Annotated in this window: 11 protein-coding genes and 5 tRNA genes; 8 read left to right on the forward strand and 8 right to left on the reverse strand. The window is 52.9% G+C overall.

Features of this window, described 5'->3' with window-relative positions:
* Window positions 1–23: 23 nt before the first annotated feature.
* Entirely contained in the window at window positions 24–1,364 is a 1,341-nt protein-coding gene (locus tag DWY76_RS02615; protein WP_097773890.1) for a D-alanyl-D-alanine carboxypeptidase, read from the reverse strand.
* A gap of 175 nt (window positions 1,365–1,539) precedes the next feature.
* Here DWY76_RS02615 and DWY76_RS02620 point away from each other — a divergent pair, with 175 nt between their 5' ends.
* Window positions 1,540–2,232 carry a metallophosphoesterase gene (locus DWY76_RS02620; RefSeq protein WP_120079695.1) on the forward strand — a complete coding sequence of 231 codons (693 nt, stop codon included), beginning with the start codon at window positions 1,540–1,542 and terminating at the stop codon, window positions 2,230–2,232.
* A 70-nt stretch (window positions 2,233–2,302) separates the two neighbouring features.
* On the opposite strand, the gene recG is transcribed toward DWY76_RS02620, so the two are convergent.
* Window positions 2,303–4,363, reverse strand: a complete 2,061-nt coding sequence (recG, locus tag DWY76_RS02625; protein ID WP_120079697.1) for an ATP-dependent DNA helicase RecG — start codon at window positions 4,361–4,363, stop codon at window positions 2,303–2,305.
* 150 nt (window positions 4,364–4,513) lie between these two features.
* On the opposite strand from recG, the gene DWY76_RS02630 reads away from it, so the two are divergent.
* The 5 genes from DWY76_RS02630 (at window position 4,514) to DWY76_RS02655 (ending at window position 8,310) form a co-directional block, all read left to right on the forward strand.
* Entirely contained in the window at window positions 4,514–4,996 is a 483-nt protein-coding gene (locus DWY76_RS02630; protein WP_097773887.1) for a GNAT family N-acetyltransferase, read from the forward strand.
* A gap of 672 nt (window positions 4,997–5,668) precedes the next feature.
* A complete protein-coding gene (locus tag DWY76_RS02635; protein ID WP_120079699.1) occupies window positions 5,669–5,881 on the forward strand; it encodes a helix-turn-helix domain-containing protein in 213 nt (70 codons plus the stop codon).
* A gap of 283 nt (window positions 5,882–6,164) precedes the next feature.
* Complete coding sequence (locus tag DWY76_RS02640) at window positions 6,165–6,860, forward strand: recombinase family protein (protein WP_120079701.1); 696 nt, start codon at window positions 6,165–6,167, stop codon at window positions 6,858–6,860.
* A gap of 403 nt (window positions 6,861–7,263) precedes the next feature.
* On the forward strand, window positions 7,264–7,575 hold the full coding sequence (locus tag DWY76_RS14300; RefSeq protein ID WP_243111900.1) for a hypothetical protein: 312 nt from the start codon (window positions 7,264–7,266) through the stop codon (window positions 7,573–7,575).
* Window positions 7,576–8,016: 441 nt separating this feature from the next.
* Window positions 8,017–8,310, forward strand: a complete 294-nt coding sequence (locus tag DWY76_RS02655; RefSeq protein ID WP_120079705.1) for a hypothetical protein — start codon at window positions 8,017–8,019, stop codon at window positions 8,308–8,310.
* Between the two features lie 2 nt (window positions 8,311–8,312).
* Here DWY76_RS02655 and DWY76_RS02660 read toward each other — a convergent pair whose 3' ends face one another.
* The 6 genes from DWY76_RS02660 to DWY76_RS02685 form a co-directional block, all read right to left on the reverse strand.
* Window positions 8,313–9,482: a site-specific integrase gene (locus DWY76_RS02660; RefSeq protein WP_120079707.1), complete on the reverse strand. Its 1,170-nt coding sequence runs from the start codon at window positions 9,480–9,482 to the stop codon at window positions 8,313–8,315.
* Window positions 9,483–9,650: 168 nt separating this feature from the next.
* Window positions 9,651–9,725 (reverse strand) — tRNA-Cys (locus DWY76_RS02665).
* A gap of 28 nt (window positions 9,726–9,753) precedes the next feature.
* Window positions 9,754–9,829, reverse strand: a tRNA-Gly gene (locus DWY76_RS02670).
* 86 nt (window positions 9,830–9,915) lie between these two features.
* Window positions 9,916–9,992: transfer RNA gene (locus DWY76_RS02675), tRNA-Asp, on the reverse strand.
* Between the two features lie 29 nt (window positions 9,993–10,021).
* Window positions 10,022–10,097 (reverse strand) — tRNA-Gly (locus tag DWY76_RS02680).
* A 30-nt stretch (window positions 10,098–10,127) separates the two neighbouring features.
* Window positions 10,128–10,203: transfer RNA gene (locus DWY76_RS02685), tRNA-Phe, on the reverse strand.
* A 355-nt stretch (window positions 10,204–10,558) separates the two neighbouring features.
* On the opposite strand from DWY76_RS02685, the gene DWY76_RS02690 reads away from it, so the two are divergent.
* Window positions 10,559–12,550, forward strand: a complete 1,992-nt coding sequence (locus DWY76_RS02690) for a toprim domain-containing protein (RefSeq protein WP_120079709.1) — start codon at window positions 10,559–10,561, stop codon at window positions 12,548–12,550.
* 292 nt (window positions 12,551–12,842) lie between these two features.
* The gene (locus DWY76_RS02695) at window positions 12,843–15,092 is read left to right on the forward strand and encodes a DNA gyrase subunit A (RefSeq protein ID WP_120079711.1); all 2,250 of its coding nucleotides are present in this window, start codon (window positions 12,843–12,845) and stop codon (window positions 15,090–15,092) included.
* Window positions 15,093–15,097 lie beyond the last annotated feature (5 nt).

Below are 15,097 nucleotides of genomic sequence, written 5' to 3' on the forward strand. Positions count from 1 at the left end.
AATGCGGCTGAACGGTGCAAAGCTCAGCGGCGGCGGATCTTTCTGGTGGGCTTGCGGCGGTTCCAGTTGTTCAAAAGGACCCACGCAAAGTAGATGATGATGGAAATAATACTCAGTGTTATTACAACTTTGAGGTACAGACTGCCTAAGAATTCCTGAAAACGCGCCACAGTGAACAGCAGCGGGTTGCGGCTGACATCCTGCCCGGCGATCAGGTCCACCACGCCAATGGTCTCACCGGCAAGCTTCAGTTCCACGGTACCCACCACATCGCCCTGCTGGACAGGGGCACACACGGAATCCGGCAGGTGGAAATATTTCTGGGTCACGCTGCCGTCGCCGGTGGAAGGCAGCAGGGTCATCATGCTGTCGGCGGGATACAGCTGCAGGGAGCTGGTATCGGAGGAATACTTCACCGGGATCTCGGCCAGCGTAAGGTCGGTGTCCAGTGCGGCCTGAATGGAAAAGCTGTCGAACACCCAGTCCATCAGCTTCACGGTCTCGCACAGGGCCGGGCGACGGTTGGCGTAGCCGAAATCGTCGCAGGTGTCCGGGCTTTGCATCACGCAGAAAATATAGGTGGCACCATCCTTATTGGCCCATGAAACATAGCTCTGATTGCCACTGTCGCTTTTGAATGCGGTCACATCGCACATGCCGCCCTGCATGGCGCTGCGGTAGTATTTGCCGCCGCTGGATTTGCTCAGCGCGGCGTTCTGGCTGACCAGAACAGACGAAGAACGGTGTTTTTCTTTGGCGGGCATGGTAAAGCTGGGCGCACCGGAAACCTCCACAAAGGCATCAAAGCTCATCAGATAGCGCAGGATCAGGTACATATCCACGGCACAGGTCACGTTGCCGCTGTCGATGCCGCAGGCATCCGTCCAGGTGCTGCCGGTGGTGCCGATGCGCTGGGACAGGGTGTTCATCTGGCTCACCCAGCCCGCGAGGTCGCCGCCGGAAAGGGCATAGGCAAGGCCCATGGCGGCTTCGTTGGCGTTGCGGGTCAGCATGGCGTACATGGCTTCGCGGTAGGTAAAGGTCTCGTTGGAGCGCATATCGGCGTTGTTGGTGTTATAAACGTAATCCGAGATGGCAAAGGGCATCTGGAAGGTGTCGTCCAGATGGTCGGCATAGTTGGTCAGCAGCAGGGCAATGGTCATGTACTTTGTCAGACCACCGGCGGATACCTGCTTTGTGCTGTCCTTATCATAGACGATGATATTGGTATCGGTGTTGACGATATAGGCACTCTGTGCCTGCACCTGATAGACCGGGGTGGGGTCGAACATAGCCCCAGCGGGCAGCACAAGGCAGCTGAACAGGACAGCGAACGACAAAACCAGCGCAAAAATACGTTTCATGTGGACAATTCCTTTAAAAAGCGATAATATAAAACAACAGGCAGCACGGCACAGGTGCAGTGCGCCGGATAAGAACGAGATCACAGCGGAAGACTGTATTCTTTATAATAACAGGTTTGGCGGGGTGTGACAAGGCTTATTGTGCCGATTTCACATCCGGTCAGGGAGGACAGGAATGGTATATCTGACAGGGGACACCCACGGCGACATCGACCGCTTCAAGCACGGCAAGCTGCGCTGGCTGGGCAAACGGGATACCGTGGTGGTACTGGGCGACTTTGGCTTTGTGTGGGACGGCAGCAAGGAGGAACAGAAAAAGCTGGATTGGCTGCGCAAGCGCCCGTATACCCTGCTGTTTCTGGACGGCAGCCACGAAAACTACGACCTTTTAAAGCAGTATCCCACCGAGGAACGCTTTGGCGGCAAGGTGCAGGCACTGGGCGGCAATGTGTACCATGTGTGCCGCGGCAGCGTGCTGGAATTGGAGAATAAAAAATACCTGTGCTTTGGCGGTGCGGAAAGTCAGGATGTGGAGGATCGGGAACCCGGCGTGAACTGGTGGAGGGAAGAAATGCCTTCGGAGGAGGAATACGCCTTTTGTGAGGAGAACCTTGCAGAGTGCGATTACAAAGTGGATTATGTGCTGACCCACGATGCGCCAAGCAGATTTTTGGATTTTACCGCCCTTGCCAGCGGCGAGACCAACCAGCTGCACAGCTTTCTGGATAAAATTTTGTTGAAGCTGACCTACGACAAGTGGTTTTTTGGCTGCTACCATAAGGATACCCAGCTTTCCACCAAAAGCCGATGCGTGTTCTGCGATGTGATAAGCATGGGCGAACGGCACGCAAAGCGTTCCGTTCGATAACAGGGGCCGCTGCACCAGCCGTGCAGCGGCTTTTGCATTTGCTGTTGCTTGTGCGCAAAAAGCCTCCGGATCAGTTCATGGCTCCGGCTTTCTCGAACATCTGCTGCACCTGCTGTTCCAGCAGTACGTGCTCCGGCGCTTCCAGCAGCGGGTCGTCGGCCAGCATGGCAACGGCTTCCGCCTGCGCAGCGTGCAGGGTGCGGGTGTCGTTCATCAGGTCGGCGATCTGCAGGGTGGGCAGGCCGTGCTGGCGGCTGCCGAAAAAGTCGCCGGGGCCGCGGGTCTCCAGATCGTACTGCGCCACCGCAAAGCCGTCCGTGGTGCTGCACAAAAATTTCAGCCGCTTTTGTACGTTTTCGCTTTGGTTGTCGCTGACAAGAAAGCACCAGCTCTCCGCTGCACCGCGTCCCACGCGGCCGCGCAGCTGATGCAGGGCGCTCAGACCGTAGCGCTCTGCGTTTTCGATCACCATTACGCTGGCATTGGGCACATCCACACCCACCTCAATGACGGTGGTGGACACCAGTGCGTCCAGCCGTCCGGCTTTGAAGTCCTCCATCACGGCAGCTTTCTCCTTGGGTTTGAGCTTGCCGTGCATCAGGCCTACCCGGCGCTCCGGCAGCAGGGCTTTGGCAATGTCCTCGTAGTAGCTCTTAACGGCGTTCAGCCCGCCATCCGGTGTGTCCTCGATGGCGGGGCAGACCAGATACACCTGCCGCCCTCTGCCAATCTCCTGATCGAGAAAATGGTAGAGGTCGCGCCGCTTTTTGCCGGTGATGCAGCGGGTTTTGACCGGGGTGCGGCCCGGCGGCAGCTCGTCCAGAATGGAGATGTCCAAATCGCCGTAGATGAGCAGGCCCAGCGTGCGGGGAATGGGCGTTGCGCTCATCACCAGCAGGTGCGGATTCGCGGCCTTTTCGGCCAGCATTCCGCGCTGCCGTACCCCAAAGCGGTGCTGCTCGTCGATCACGGCAAGACCAAGCCGGGCAAACTCTACGCCTTCGCTGAGGATGGCGTGGGTGCCCACCACAAGGTCGGCTTCGTCGTTCCGGATGGCGGCAAGGGTGGTGCGGCGTGCAGCGGCCTTCATGCCGCCGGTCAGCAGGGCCACCCGCATCCCGAAGGGGGCAAGCATCCGGTTCAGGCCTTCGGCGTGCTGGGTGGCCAGAATTTCCGTCGGGGCCAGCAGCGCGGCCTGATACCCCGCTCGGATGCAGGCCCAGATGGCGGCAGCCGCCACCAGCGTTTTGCCGCTGCCCACATCGCCCTGCAAAAGGCGGTTCATGGAAGTCTCGCCCGCCATGTCGGCCAGAATCTCGCTCACGGCCCGGCGCTGGGCTCCGGTGGGGGAAAAGGGCAGGCTGGCCCAGAACGGGGACGGGTCGGCAAGCTGCATGGGCGCACCGGTGGCAGCGGCACCCCGGTTTTTCATCCGGCCAATGCCCAGCTGCAAAACCAGAAGTTCTTCATAGATCAGCCGCCGCCGGGCTGCATAGGCCTGCTCTTCGGTGGCAGGGCAGTGGATGGCCCGCACGGCATCTGCCTTGGGGAGCAGGCGGTATTTTGCCAGCATTTCCGGCGGAAGAGGGTCGGGCAGAAGCTCTGCATGGGGCAGCAACTGCCGCACGCACTTGGCGATGGCATTGCTGGTCAGGCCCTCGGTCTGGGGGTAGACCGCTTCAAAGGGAGAAGCCTTGATCTGCTCGGCGGTGCGCACCTGCGGGTTGACCATCTGGCGGCGCAGCATCCCGCCGGTAACGATGCCCTGAAAATAATATTCCTGCCCAAGCTGCAGCTTCTGGGCGGCATAGGGATTATTGAACCATGTGATCTCCAGACTGGACACATCGTCCCCGGCAGTGATGCGCTCCATCCGCCGCCCGCCCGGCAGGATACGCCCGCCGGGTTTGGCGAACACCTCGGCCCTGACGACGCACTCCACATCGGTGGGCGCTTCGGCGATGGAATAGGGTTTGGTGAAGTCGATATATCTGCGCGGGTAGTGGCACAGCAGGTCGGCCAGCGTCACGATGCCCAGCTTCTCGAATCGCTCAGCGGTCTTGGGGCCAACGCCCTTCAGGTAGCGCACCGGCGTATCCGGGGTGAGGGTGGTATGGTTTTCGGCGGGCATGGCGTGTCAGCTCCTTTCCTGGATGCAATATAGCCATTGTAACACGGAGCGGCAGCGGATGCAAATGGCCCAAAAAGGAAAAACCGGCAGGACCTTTGCCTTTGGGCAGGAACTGTGGTACACTCGGAAGAAAAAGAGGGGAGAATATTTATGGAGATCCGTAAGGGGACCTTAAAGGACTTGGAGGCCATTGCAGCGGTGGAGGCGGCCTGCTTCCCGGCGGCAGAGGCGGCTACGGCAGAGGAGTTTGCCGAGCGGCTGCAGCAGTACGGCGATCATTTTTGGCTGCTGTGGGAGGGGGAAAGGCTGCTGGCCTTTGTGGACGGCTTTTGCACCGACTGGCCGGACCTGACCGATGAGATGTACGCCGACGCCTCCCTCCACCGGGAGAATGGTGCCTGGCAGATGATCTTTGGGGTAAACACCATCCCGGCCTGCCGCAGACAGGGGTACGCCGGGCAGCTGCTGCAGCAGGCCATTGCCGACGCCCGGGCCCAAGGCCGGAAGGGGCTGGTACTGACCTGCAAGGAGGCCCTGGTGCACTACTATGCAAAGTTCGGCTTTGTGAACGAGGGCGTTTCCGGCTCCACCCACGGGGGCGTGGTGTGGTACCAGATGCGGCTGAAGTTCTGAGGGGGACGATCTGGAATGGCCTACGCCTTGCTCCGGCCGTATTCAGCGGAAGAATAATTTTTAAGAGAGCAATGCCGGAGCGTCCGCGGAAGCTCCGGCATTGCATTTTCACTGGAGGGGGCGTAAAGGTAGACGGCATTTGCAGTGCCGCTTTCTGCGAAAGTGCGGCACTGCGGCAGACTTTTCGGCTTAACTGCAAAGTGACCGGTTTCGCCAGAGGCTCTCCCTTTGAGGAAAGACTTCCCCCGCTCCGGGGGAGTCTGTCACCGTAGGTGACGGAGAGGGCGAGGAGGCTGATAGGGAACAACGCAAAACAAAAAAATCCCGGAAGCCGAAGCTTCCGGGAATCTTTTGGAGGTGACGACCAGATTTGAACTGGTGGATGAGGGTTTTGCAGACCATTTCATAAATAAGAAAAACAATGTAAATTAGATAAAAATATAAAATTTGTGCTGAGTTAGTAACCTTATTAGTGACCTTATAAAGTTGAGAAAATAATAAGAAAAATAATTCGAGTTGACAAATATAACAAATATTTAAATAATTAAGCTGTCTGGATTGTGCAAAAAGCAAACATTCCCCTTGACATCATTACGGGAATGAGTATAATACTAATCACAGCCCCGGAAAGACCGGGACACTTTGAGTACAGAAAGGCAAAAAGGTGATTGAATGACCGATTGTGACCTAACCGCTCCGCTATCGCAAACTATGGGTGTCATGGAAATGGCAAAAGAATTAGGCATTGGCAGAAACAAGGCATACATTCTTGTCAAGCAAAGAGATTTTCCTGCTTTTAGAATTGGAAGAACTTACCGTGTTATCAGAGCAGACCTTCCAGAGTGGATTAAAAAACAATCCGGGAAAACCTATTACTACAACTAAACATTGACCCACCTAATATTAGAGCTAATCTTTTACAGAGATTGTGCTAGGGGCAACTCTAGCGTTAAGATAGACAGACAGGACTAAACCCATGCAAGAAACTTTAAGCTCGGTGCTACTTTTGGCATCGGGCTTTTTATGTTCTTTGAGAAAAGAAAAACAAGTATCAAAACCAACGTATTATGATTTTGTATCAAAACATATTGCTATTGATGTGGAATCGTGCTATAATGATTGTAGCAAATCAAATGAACGTTGAACTTGATACAAAGAGGTACAAGCTATGACATACGGATATGCGAGAATCAGCACCAAGCAGCAGAGCATTGACCGCCAGACCCGGAACATCAAATCTGCTTACCCAGACGCACACGTTGAAGAAGAAGCGTACACGGGAACGAAGATTGACCGCCCAGTGTTCGACAAGTTGTTGAGGCAGATTGATAAAGACCTTGAGAAGGGAAAGCCTGTTACTCTTGTGTTTGATAGCGTTAGCCGTATGAGCCGTAACGCAGAGGACGGATACAAGCTCTATCAAAAGCTTTACGGCAAAGGCGTGAATTTGGTTTTTCTGAAAGAACCCCATATCAATACAGCAACCTACGACAAAGCCAAACAGAACAGTATCCCCACAACGGGAACGAAGTTTGATAAAGTGATTGAAGCCATTAACGACTATATTGCAGACCTTGCAAAAGAGCAGATAGAGCTTGCATTTGCACAGGCACAAAAAGAAGTCGATGATTTGCACGAGAGAACACGCGAGGGCATCCAGACCGCACGTTTGAACGGTAAACAGATTGGTGGAAAGACAGGCGCAAAGTTGAACATCAAGAAAGCAGCCCCGGCGAAAGCCATCATCAAGCAGCACTCTAAGGACTTTGGTGGCACACTGAACGATGCAGAGTGCATGAAGTTGGCAGGACTTGCCCGGAACACCTATTACAAGTATAAGCGAGAACTCAAAGAAGAACAGTAAAGCAACATTGAGCGTCCAGCAATGGGCGCTCTTGTTGGCGATTCCCTTATTCTGTTAAATTGGAGAATCTATAATAAAAACTGAATTTCATAAAGCGTTGCTAAATAGGAACTTTGTGATGCTCAATAAACGCTGTAAAATAAGGTGTTTTCACGATTTAACAAAAGAAAATTTCGCAATTTACAAATATTAGGGCTTAATTTTCCAAAATGACGGCATAGCCAATCAACAGCCGCACAGGCATAAAACGGCATCCACACCAGAGCCGCTACAAGCCGTGTAGGGCGGTCTATTATCGTTTAATGAATTTATATTAGAAATGTCCTCAAACGCTCTACAAGCCCCCGGAGGGGGTCATAGAACGTCGCCGGGACGATATGTTAAAATTCCAAGGAGGAATGCTATGAGTACAGAATCTTTCCTACAAGCGTTAGATATTAGAGCATCCATTGATACTTGCATGATTAGATTTGCAAGACCTACAGGCAGAGAAGCAGAGAACAATCTAAAGTCACTGCTAGAGGGCGTTACCATCGTAGATGAAAGCGAAGGTATGATTAGCCTTAAAATCAATCCTAACAAGGTATATGCAGAGTATGTTTTGGGCAAAAAAGAAGCTGTAACCTGTTACGAAGTCCACAAGTACAGCGAATATCAACAAGCAATCATACCTATATTGCCGATATCCCGGAAGATTGGCAAAAGAAGCAAGTAAACCATAAGGATGAAAACCCGGCGAATAATGCGGTTGAAAATTTAGAGTTTTTAACAGCAAAGGAAAATTGCAACTATGGACATCACGGAGAACATATAAGCGCAGCGAGTAAAGGCCGTAAGCTAACAGACGAACAACGAGCAAGGCTTAGCGCAGCCCTTAAAGGCAAGAACGGAAAGCCTGTAATCCAGTATGATGCAGAAGGAAACGTGATTGCGGAGTATTCCAGTGTTATAGAAGCAGCGGAGAAAACCGGGCTTGATGCGGGCAACATCAGTCATTGTGCAAGAGGTGAGCGCCGTACAGTTGGCGGCTTTATTTTTAAGTATAAGGTTAGTCATAAATAACTACTAAATCTATCGACTACATATATTTTACGATTCGACATGCAAAAATATATATCATCGTTAGGGCTATGTAACATAAGGAGTTTTCGACAGTATGAAAAAAGATAAAAATAGCAGTCGTTCCCGGAAGTGGATGCAGTATAATGATTTTGTAAACAATCCAAACTGCAAAAACTTTCTTGTTAAATTGTTTGAAGGATATGGAATCAGTTATAAGTTTAAAGAAAAATGCGTTGATGTGCAATACACCAACGCAAAATATAAAATTTGGATTGATTCGGAAAATATTATGTTAGTGGTACGGAGTCGGAAAACAGGTGAATGCAAGCGCTACTATAAAGATAATCCATATCAAGAGCTATGCGAAGATATTGTTTCATCCTGTTAAATTTAATCCCAGTTCAATGAACGCATTGCGTTAGCTTTGTCATTTTCGGAAGGATGAACATAATAATCTAGTGTTGTTTTAATATTTGAGTGTCCAAGCTGTGCAGAAACGGTTTTTGCGTCCGTTCCGCTTTGAACTAACTTTGTTGCACAAGTATGGCGTAAATCATGCAAAGTATGATTCGTGGTGATGTTGGCACGTTCGCATACCTTTTTGAACTGCCGTCCAAGGTAAACTAGATTGACAGGTGTTTGGCTTTTATTAGCAAGATAGCAACCATTGGGGCAAGATTTTAGACGTTCAATCAAAAGTGTTCTAGCAGCATCCCCAAAGTAAGCACGTCTATCTTTTTTAGTTTTAGTGCTGTTTTGATAGACAAAGCCTTTGGCTCTAGTACCTGTTTCAGAGTCGATGTTTGGAATGATGGTCGCGTGAATGGAAAGATAGCCGTTTTCAAGGTTTACATCATCAGGACGAAGGGCGCAAGCTTCACCCTCACGCAAACCAGTATAAAGAATGAGCTTATAGACCCATTCGTATTGAGATACACCCATTTCACAGGCCATTAGAAATTGCTTTGCTTCATCATCGGATAGAGGACTGATTTGTTTAGTATTTGCTTTGCGCTCAGTGGGTAACTGTACCTTATCACAGGGATTTAGGCTTATATCCCCGACATCAACGGCATATTGGAGACAACTGTGCAAAGTATTGAAGGCATTGCGGATAGCACTAAATGAATAAAGTTCGTTTCCGTTGCAGTCTTTAGCATCACGCATTTTGTTGCAAAGTTCGGTTTGAATGGTAGAGGTGCTAAGATTGATAAGGCGAAGATTTCCAACAGAAGGGATGATGTGTGTCTTAACGTCCCTAAGATAGCGTTCATAGGTAGTAAGTTTGATAGAACCCTTCTTTACATTCTGCATCCATGTCATGATATAATCAGACAGGTAGACCATTTCACGCTTTCCAGCGGGAACTTTATCATGCAAGGCTTTCCATTCATCACGCTTTTGGGCGGTTTCTCTTTGAGTCTTTCCTTCAAAGGTTTTTCTGTAAGGTGTACCGTCAGCTCGATGGGCTGTGATTCTAGCAACCCATTTTTTCTTTTCAGGGTCGAATTTAATACTTCCGTCACCTTTAGGACGGCGTGTTTTTTTGCTATCGCTCATGTTATCACCTCATTGGTGGCCTTTAGTAGCCTTATTGGTAGCCTTACTCATTGGAAAAAGTGGGGAAAAGAAGGGATTTGATAACATTATAGCATTTTTGGTAGATAAACGCAAAAAAGAAAAGACTTCTAAAACTATCGTAATAACGATGAATTTTAGAAGTCTCTTTGGAGGTGACGACCAGATTTGAACTGGTGGATGAGGGTTTTGCAGACCCTTGCCTTACCACTTGGCCACGTCACCATATTTAGGAGTGAATTTCCACTCCTGTTGGAGCGGCCGACGAGGCTCGAACTCGCTACCTCCACCTTGGCAAGGTGGCGCTCTACCAGATGAGCTACGGCCGCATATTCGGTGCATTTTACCTTGCACCCATCATTTCTGATGCCCTGAAAACAAGTTTCAAAGTAGGTGAAAGCTTGCGCTTTCTTGGTGGCGACCCGGATCGGGCTCGAACCGACGACCCCCAGCGTGACAGGCTGGTGCTCTAACCAACTGAGCTACCGGGCCATATTGGAGCAACCGTTGCTGCTCCGTTATGGAGCGGCCGACGAGGCTCGAACTCGCTACCTCCACCTTGGCAAGGTGGCGCTCTACCAGATGAGCTACGGCCGCATATTGGAAACCCTGCTGGGTTTCCTTGACTGGTGCCTCCGATCGGAATCGAACCAATGACACGGGGATTTTCAGTCCCCTGCTCTACCGACTGAGCTACAGAGGCGCACCGGACGATGATTATTATACCTGAAATTTCGATTTTGTAAAGGGGTAAATCCAAATTTTTTTCAGAAAATTGAAACTTTCTTGATTTTGGTCGCTCCAGCGCGTAAAATAAGAATGACTTTTTTCAACCTGCTTTTGGCACATCCGGCGCAGGACGTGCTGTGTGCGGGCGTGCCAAACAGAAATTGACAAATTCAACAACCTATGGTTTAATGAAAATGAAATGATTCAGGCGCTTTTGCCCTTTTTCTCTGTGTATACCTATATTATAGTAAGAAAAGGGCAGAGGCGTTTTATGATTTGACTACAGACGGCCCGCTTTTTGCAAGAAAGGCCGGGCCGGGAGGAGCAGCATGGCAAAAAAACAGGAATATGGCAACGAGAGCATTACTTCTTTGAAGGGTGCTGACCGTGTGCGTAAGCGCCCGGCCGTTATCTTTGGCTCAGACGGCGTGGAGGGCTGCGCCCACTCCATCTTTGAGATCGTCTCCAACTCCATCGACGAAGCCCGCGACGGCCACGGCGATACCATCAACGTGACCCGCTGTAAGGATGGCAGCGTCATCGTTGAGGACTTTGGCCGCGGTATGCCCGTGGACTGGAACAACGGCGAGGGGCGCTACAATTGGGAGCTGTTGTTCTGCGAGATGTATGCAGGCGGCAAGTATGGCGAGGGTGAGGATAACTACGAGTTCAGCCTTGGCTTGAACGGTCTGGGCCTGTGCGCTACCCAGTATGCTTCTGCATGGATGACCGCCGATATCTATCGTGACGGATACCACTATCACCTTGATTTTAAAAAGGGCGAGAATGTGGGCGGCCTGCAGAAGGAAGCCTACAAGGGCCGCCGCACCGGCAGCATCATTCACTGGAAGCCGGACGACGAGGTGTTTACCGACATCGATGTGCCCGGCAGCTACTATAAGGATACCCTGCGCCGTCAAGCAGTGGTCAACGCAGGCCTGACCCTGAACTTTACCGATGAAAAAGAGAAAGACCCTGCCACTGGCAAGGCGTGGTACGAGAGCTGGTGCTATGAGCACGGTATCGCGGACTATGTGGCCGAGGTGGCAGGGGAGGATACCCTGACCCCGGTGTTCAGCTGCGAGAGTGAGGCTGTGGGCCGGGACCGCGAGGACCAGCCGGATTACAAGGTGCGCATGAGCGCGGCGTTCTGCTTCTCCAATAAGGTGCAGATGCTGGAATACTACCACAACTCTTCCTGGCTGGAGCACGGCGGCAGCCCGGAGCACGCGGTGCGCACTGCCTTTGTCTACCAGATCAATAAGTACCTGAAGGAAAAGAACCTCTATAAAAAAGGTGAGAGCGCCATCAGCTTTCAGGATGTGCAGGACTGCTTGGTGTATGTCTCGTCCAGTTTTTCCACCCGCACCAGCTACGAGAACCAGACCAAAAAGGCCATCACCAACAAATTCGTCTCGCAGGCTATGACCGACTTCCTCAAGCATTATCTGGAAGTGTATTTTCTGGAAAAGCCGGACGAGGCCCAGAAGATCTGCCAGCAGGTGCTGGTGAACAAGCAGAGCCGTGAGCATGCAGAAAAAACGCGCCAGAGCATCAAAAAAACCCTGTCCACCCAGATCGACCTTGCCAACCGGGTGCAGAAATTCGTGGACTGCCGCACCAAGGATGCATCCCGCCGCGAGCTGTATATCGTGGAGGGCGATTCCGCTATGGGTGCAGTCAAGTCCAGCCGCGACAGTGAATATCAGGCCATCATGCCCATCCGCGGCAAGATCCTGAACTGCCTGAAGGCCGACTATGCCCGCATCTTTAAGTCGGATGTCATCGTGGATCTCATCAAGGTGATGGGCTGCGGCGTGGAACTGGGCGGCAAACACAACAAGGAGCTGGCCACCTTCAATCTCGATAATCTGCGGTTCAATAAAATCGTCATTTGTACCGATGCCGATGTGGACGGCTACCAGATCCGCACGCTGGTGCTCACCATGCTCTACCGCCTGACCCCGACCCTGATCGAGAAGGGCTATGTGTATATCGCAGAGTCACCGTTGTATGAAATTACAACGAAAGACCGAACTTATTTTGCCTACACCGAGCCGGAAAAGACAGCGTTTCTGGAAGAGATCGGCGAGAAAAAATACACCATCCAGCGCTCCAAAGGTCTGGGTGAGAACGACCCCGAGATGATGTGGCTGACCACCATGAACCCGGAGAGCCGCCGTCTGATCAAGGTGATGCCCACCGATGTGGTGCAGACTGCGCAGGCGTTCGATATCCTGCTGGGTGATAACCTTGCAGGCCGCAAGGAACACATTGCGCAGCACGGCGCAGAATATCTGGACGATCTGGATGTGAGCTGATGATTTTAAATTGCCTCCGCTTGCGCTCTGGCAATGACAGAGGTAACGTTATTTTAATTTGGTGATTTGTCGCAGCCTGCGGGCTGCTCCAAATCACGTTTTCACGAAGAAGGCCCCAACGGGTCACGGCATTTTAAGGGAAAAATGCAGAAAACCGGAACGGCTCCATCTGTGAAAGAGCAGCTCAGGATGGCCCGCAGGCCATCCTGAGCTGCAAAAATAAAAAATATTTTCCGCTGAATATGGGCAGAGCGAGAGCGGCGCCCATTTAAAATCGTCAAGAGGTTAGAAGATGCCTAGAAAATCGACCAAGAAAACAATCAAGCCGGTGCGCCCGCAGCTGGGCGACGGCGTTGAAATTTTAAATGCCGGCAGTGTGCTGGAGGACCCCATCACCCGCACGCTGGAAACCAACTATATGCCCTACGCCATGAGCGTCATCGTCAGCCGCGCGCTGCCAGAGATCGACGGCTTCAAACCGGCGCACCGCAAGCTGCTGTACACCATGTACGAGATGGGCCTGCTCAAGGGCGCACGCACCAAGTCTGCCAACATCGTGGGCAGCACCATGCACCTGAACCCCCACGGCGATGCCGCCATCTACGACACCATGGTGCGCATGGGCCGCGGCAACGAGAGCCTGCTGGTGCCCTTTGTGGACAGCAAGGGCAACTTCGGCAAGGCCTACAGCCGGGATATGTCCTGCGCTGCTGCCCGTTACACGGAGGCGAAGCTCGAGGGTGTGTGCGAGGAGCTGTTCCGGGATATCGACAAGGAGACCGTGGACTTTGTGCCCAACTACGACAGCACCACCACCGAGCCTACCCTGCTGCCGGTCACATTCCCCACCATTCTGGCCAACAACACGCTGGGCATCGCGGTGGGCATGGCCTGCAACATCTGCTCGTTCAATCTGGCAGAGCTGTGCGCCACCACCGTGGCCCTGATGAAGGACGAGCACCACGACATCTCCACCACCATGCCTGCCCCGGACTTCGTGGGCGGCGGTCAGATTTTGTACGATGAAGCGCAGATGCGTGAAATTTACGAGAACGGCCGCGGCAGCGTGAAGGTACGCGCCCGCTACAGTGTGGTGCCGGGCGAGAACATGATCGAGGTCACCCAGATCCCGCCAACCACCACGGTGGAGGCCATCATGGATAAGATCGCGGAGCTGGTCAAGGCCGGCAAGGTCAAGGAGATCAGCGACATGCGTGACGAGACCGACCTGAACGGCCTGAAGCTGACACTAGACCTCAAGCGCGGCGTGGATGCCGACAAGCTGATGGCAAAGCTGTTTAAGGCTACCCCTCTGGAAGACAGCTTCAGCGCTAACTTCAATATTCTGGTGTCCGGCCAGCCCCGCGTGATGGGCGTGCGCGAAATTCTCAAGGAGTGGACGGCCTTCCGCGTGGAGTGCGTGCGCCGCCGCACCTACTACGACCTGCACGGCAAGGAAAAGCGCCTGCACCTGCTCAAGGGTCTTGCTGCTATCCTGCTGGACATTGACAAGGCAATCAAAATTATCCGCACCACCGAGGAAGAGACCGAAGTGGTGCCCAACCTGATGATCGGTTTTGGCATCGATGAAGTGCAGGCCGACTATGTGGCCGAGATCAAGCTGCGTCATTTGAACCGGGAATATATCCTCAAGCGCACCAGCGAGATCGAACAGCTGGAGAAGGACATTGCCGACCTGAACGATATCCTTGCAAAGCCCGCCCGCATCCGCCGCATCATCATCAATGAGCTGAACGATGTTGCCAAGAAGTACGGCCAGCCCCGCCGCAGCGAGATCCTGTACGATCTGCCTGAGGATGAGAACGGCTCCGAGGAGGAAGAAGCGCCGGATTACCCCGTGACGGTGTTCTTTACCCGCGAGGGCTACTTCAAAAAGATCCCGCCGCAGGGTCTGCGCACCGCCGGTGCCCATAAGCTGAAAGAAGGCGACGAGATCGTGCAGCAGATCGAGACCCGCAACAACGTGGAAGCGCTGTTCTTTACCGACAAGCAGCAGGTGTACAAGGTGCGTCTGGCAGAGCTGGAGGACGGCAAGGTGGCCCAGATGGGCATTTTCATCCCGGGCCGTCTGGGCATGGACGAGGGCGAGAACGTGCTCTCCATGGTGATCACCAGCGACTACAGCGGCTATATGCTGTTCTTCTTTGCCAGCGGCAAGTGCGCTAAAATTCCGCTCAGCTCCTATGCCACCAAGCAGAACCGCCGCAAGCTGCTCAAGGCCTACTGCGACAAGGAACCGCTGGCAAAGCTCTTCTTCCTGCCGGAGGAAACGGAGCTTGCCATCCGCACCAGCGCCAGCCGGATGCTGCTGGTTGGCACGGCGCAGATCGCGGCCAAGGCCACCCGCGACAGTCAGGGCGTGGCAGTGGTTACTTTGAAAAAGAACCAGACCATCGCTTCGGTGGTGCCGGCGGACACGCTGGAACTGGCGAACCCCCACCGCTACCGTGTGCGCAGCCTGCCCGCTACCGGTGCGCTGATCCGCGCCGAGGACGAGGGCGAGCAGATGAGCCTGCTGTAAAAAAA

Source organism: Faecalibacterium sp. AF27-11BH (genome assembly GCF_003603005.1).
In the GTDB taxonomy this organism is placed as follows: domain Bacteria; phylum Bacillota; class Clostridia; order Oscillospirales; family Ruminococcaceae; genus Faecalibacterium; species Faecalibacterium taiwanense.

What these genes read in the sequence shown, in the direction of transcription:
- DWY76_RS02615 (WP_097773890.1), bottom strand. Translation starts at nt 1,364, where the DNA reads ATGAAACGTATTTTTGCGCTGGTTTTGTCGTTCGCTGTCCTGTTCAGC.
- DWY76_RS02620 (WP_120079695.1), top strand. Translation starts at nt 1,540, where the DNA reads ATGGTATATCTGACAGGGGACACCCACGGCGACATCGACCGCTTCAAG.
- recG (WP_120079697.1), bottom strand. Translation starts at nt 4,363, where the DNA reads ATGCCCGCCGAAAACCATACCACCCTCACCCCGGATACGCCGGTGCGC.
- DWY76_RS02630 (WP_097773887.1), top strand. Translation starts at nt 4,514, where the DNA reads ATGGAGATCCGTAAGGGGACCTTAAAGGACTTGGAGGCCATTGCAGCG.
- DWY76_RS02635 (WP_120079699.1), top strand. Translation starts at nt 5,669, where the DNA reads ATGACCGATTGTGACCTAACCGCTCCGCTATCGCAAACTATGGGTGTC.
- DWY76_RS02640 (WP_120079701.1), top strand. Translation starts at nt 6,165, where the DNA reads ATGACATACGGATATGCGAGAATCAGCACCAAGCAGCAGAGCATTGAC.
- DWY76_RS14300 (WP_243111900.1), top strand. Translation starts at nt 7,264, where the DNA reads ATGAGTACAGAATCTTTCCTACAAGCGTTAGATATTAGAGCATCCATT.
- DWY76_RS02655 (WP_120079705.1), top strand. Translation starts at nt 8,017, where the DNA reads ATGAAAAAAGATAAAAATAGCAGTCGTTCCCGGAAGTGGATGCAGTAT.
- DWY76_RS02660 (WP_120079707.1), bottom strand. Translation starts at nt 9,482, where the DNA reads ATGAGCGATAGCAAAAAAACACGCCGTCCTAAAGGTGACGGAAGTATT.
- DWY76_RS02690 (WP_120079709.1), top strand. Translation starts at nt 10,559, where the DNA reads ATGGCAAAAAAACAGGAATATGGCAACGAGAGCATTACTTCTTTGAAG.
- DWY76_RS02695 (WP_120079711.1), top strand. Translation starts at nt 12,843, where the DNA reads ATGCCTAGAAAATCGACCAAGAAAACAATCAAGCCGGTGCGCCCGCAG.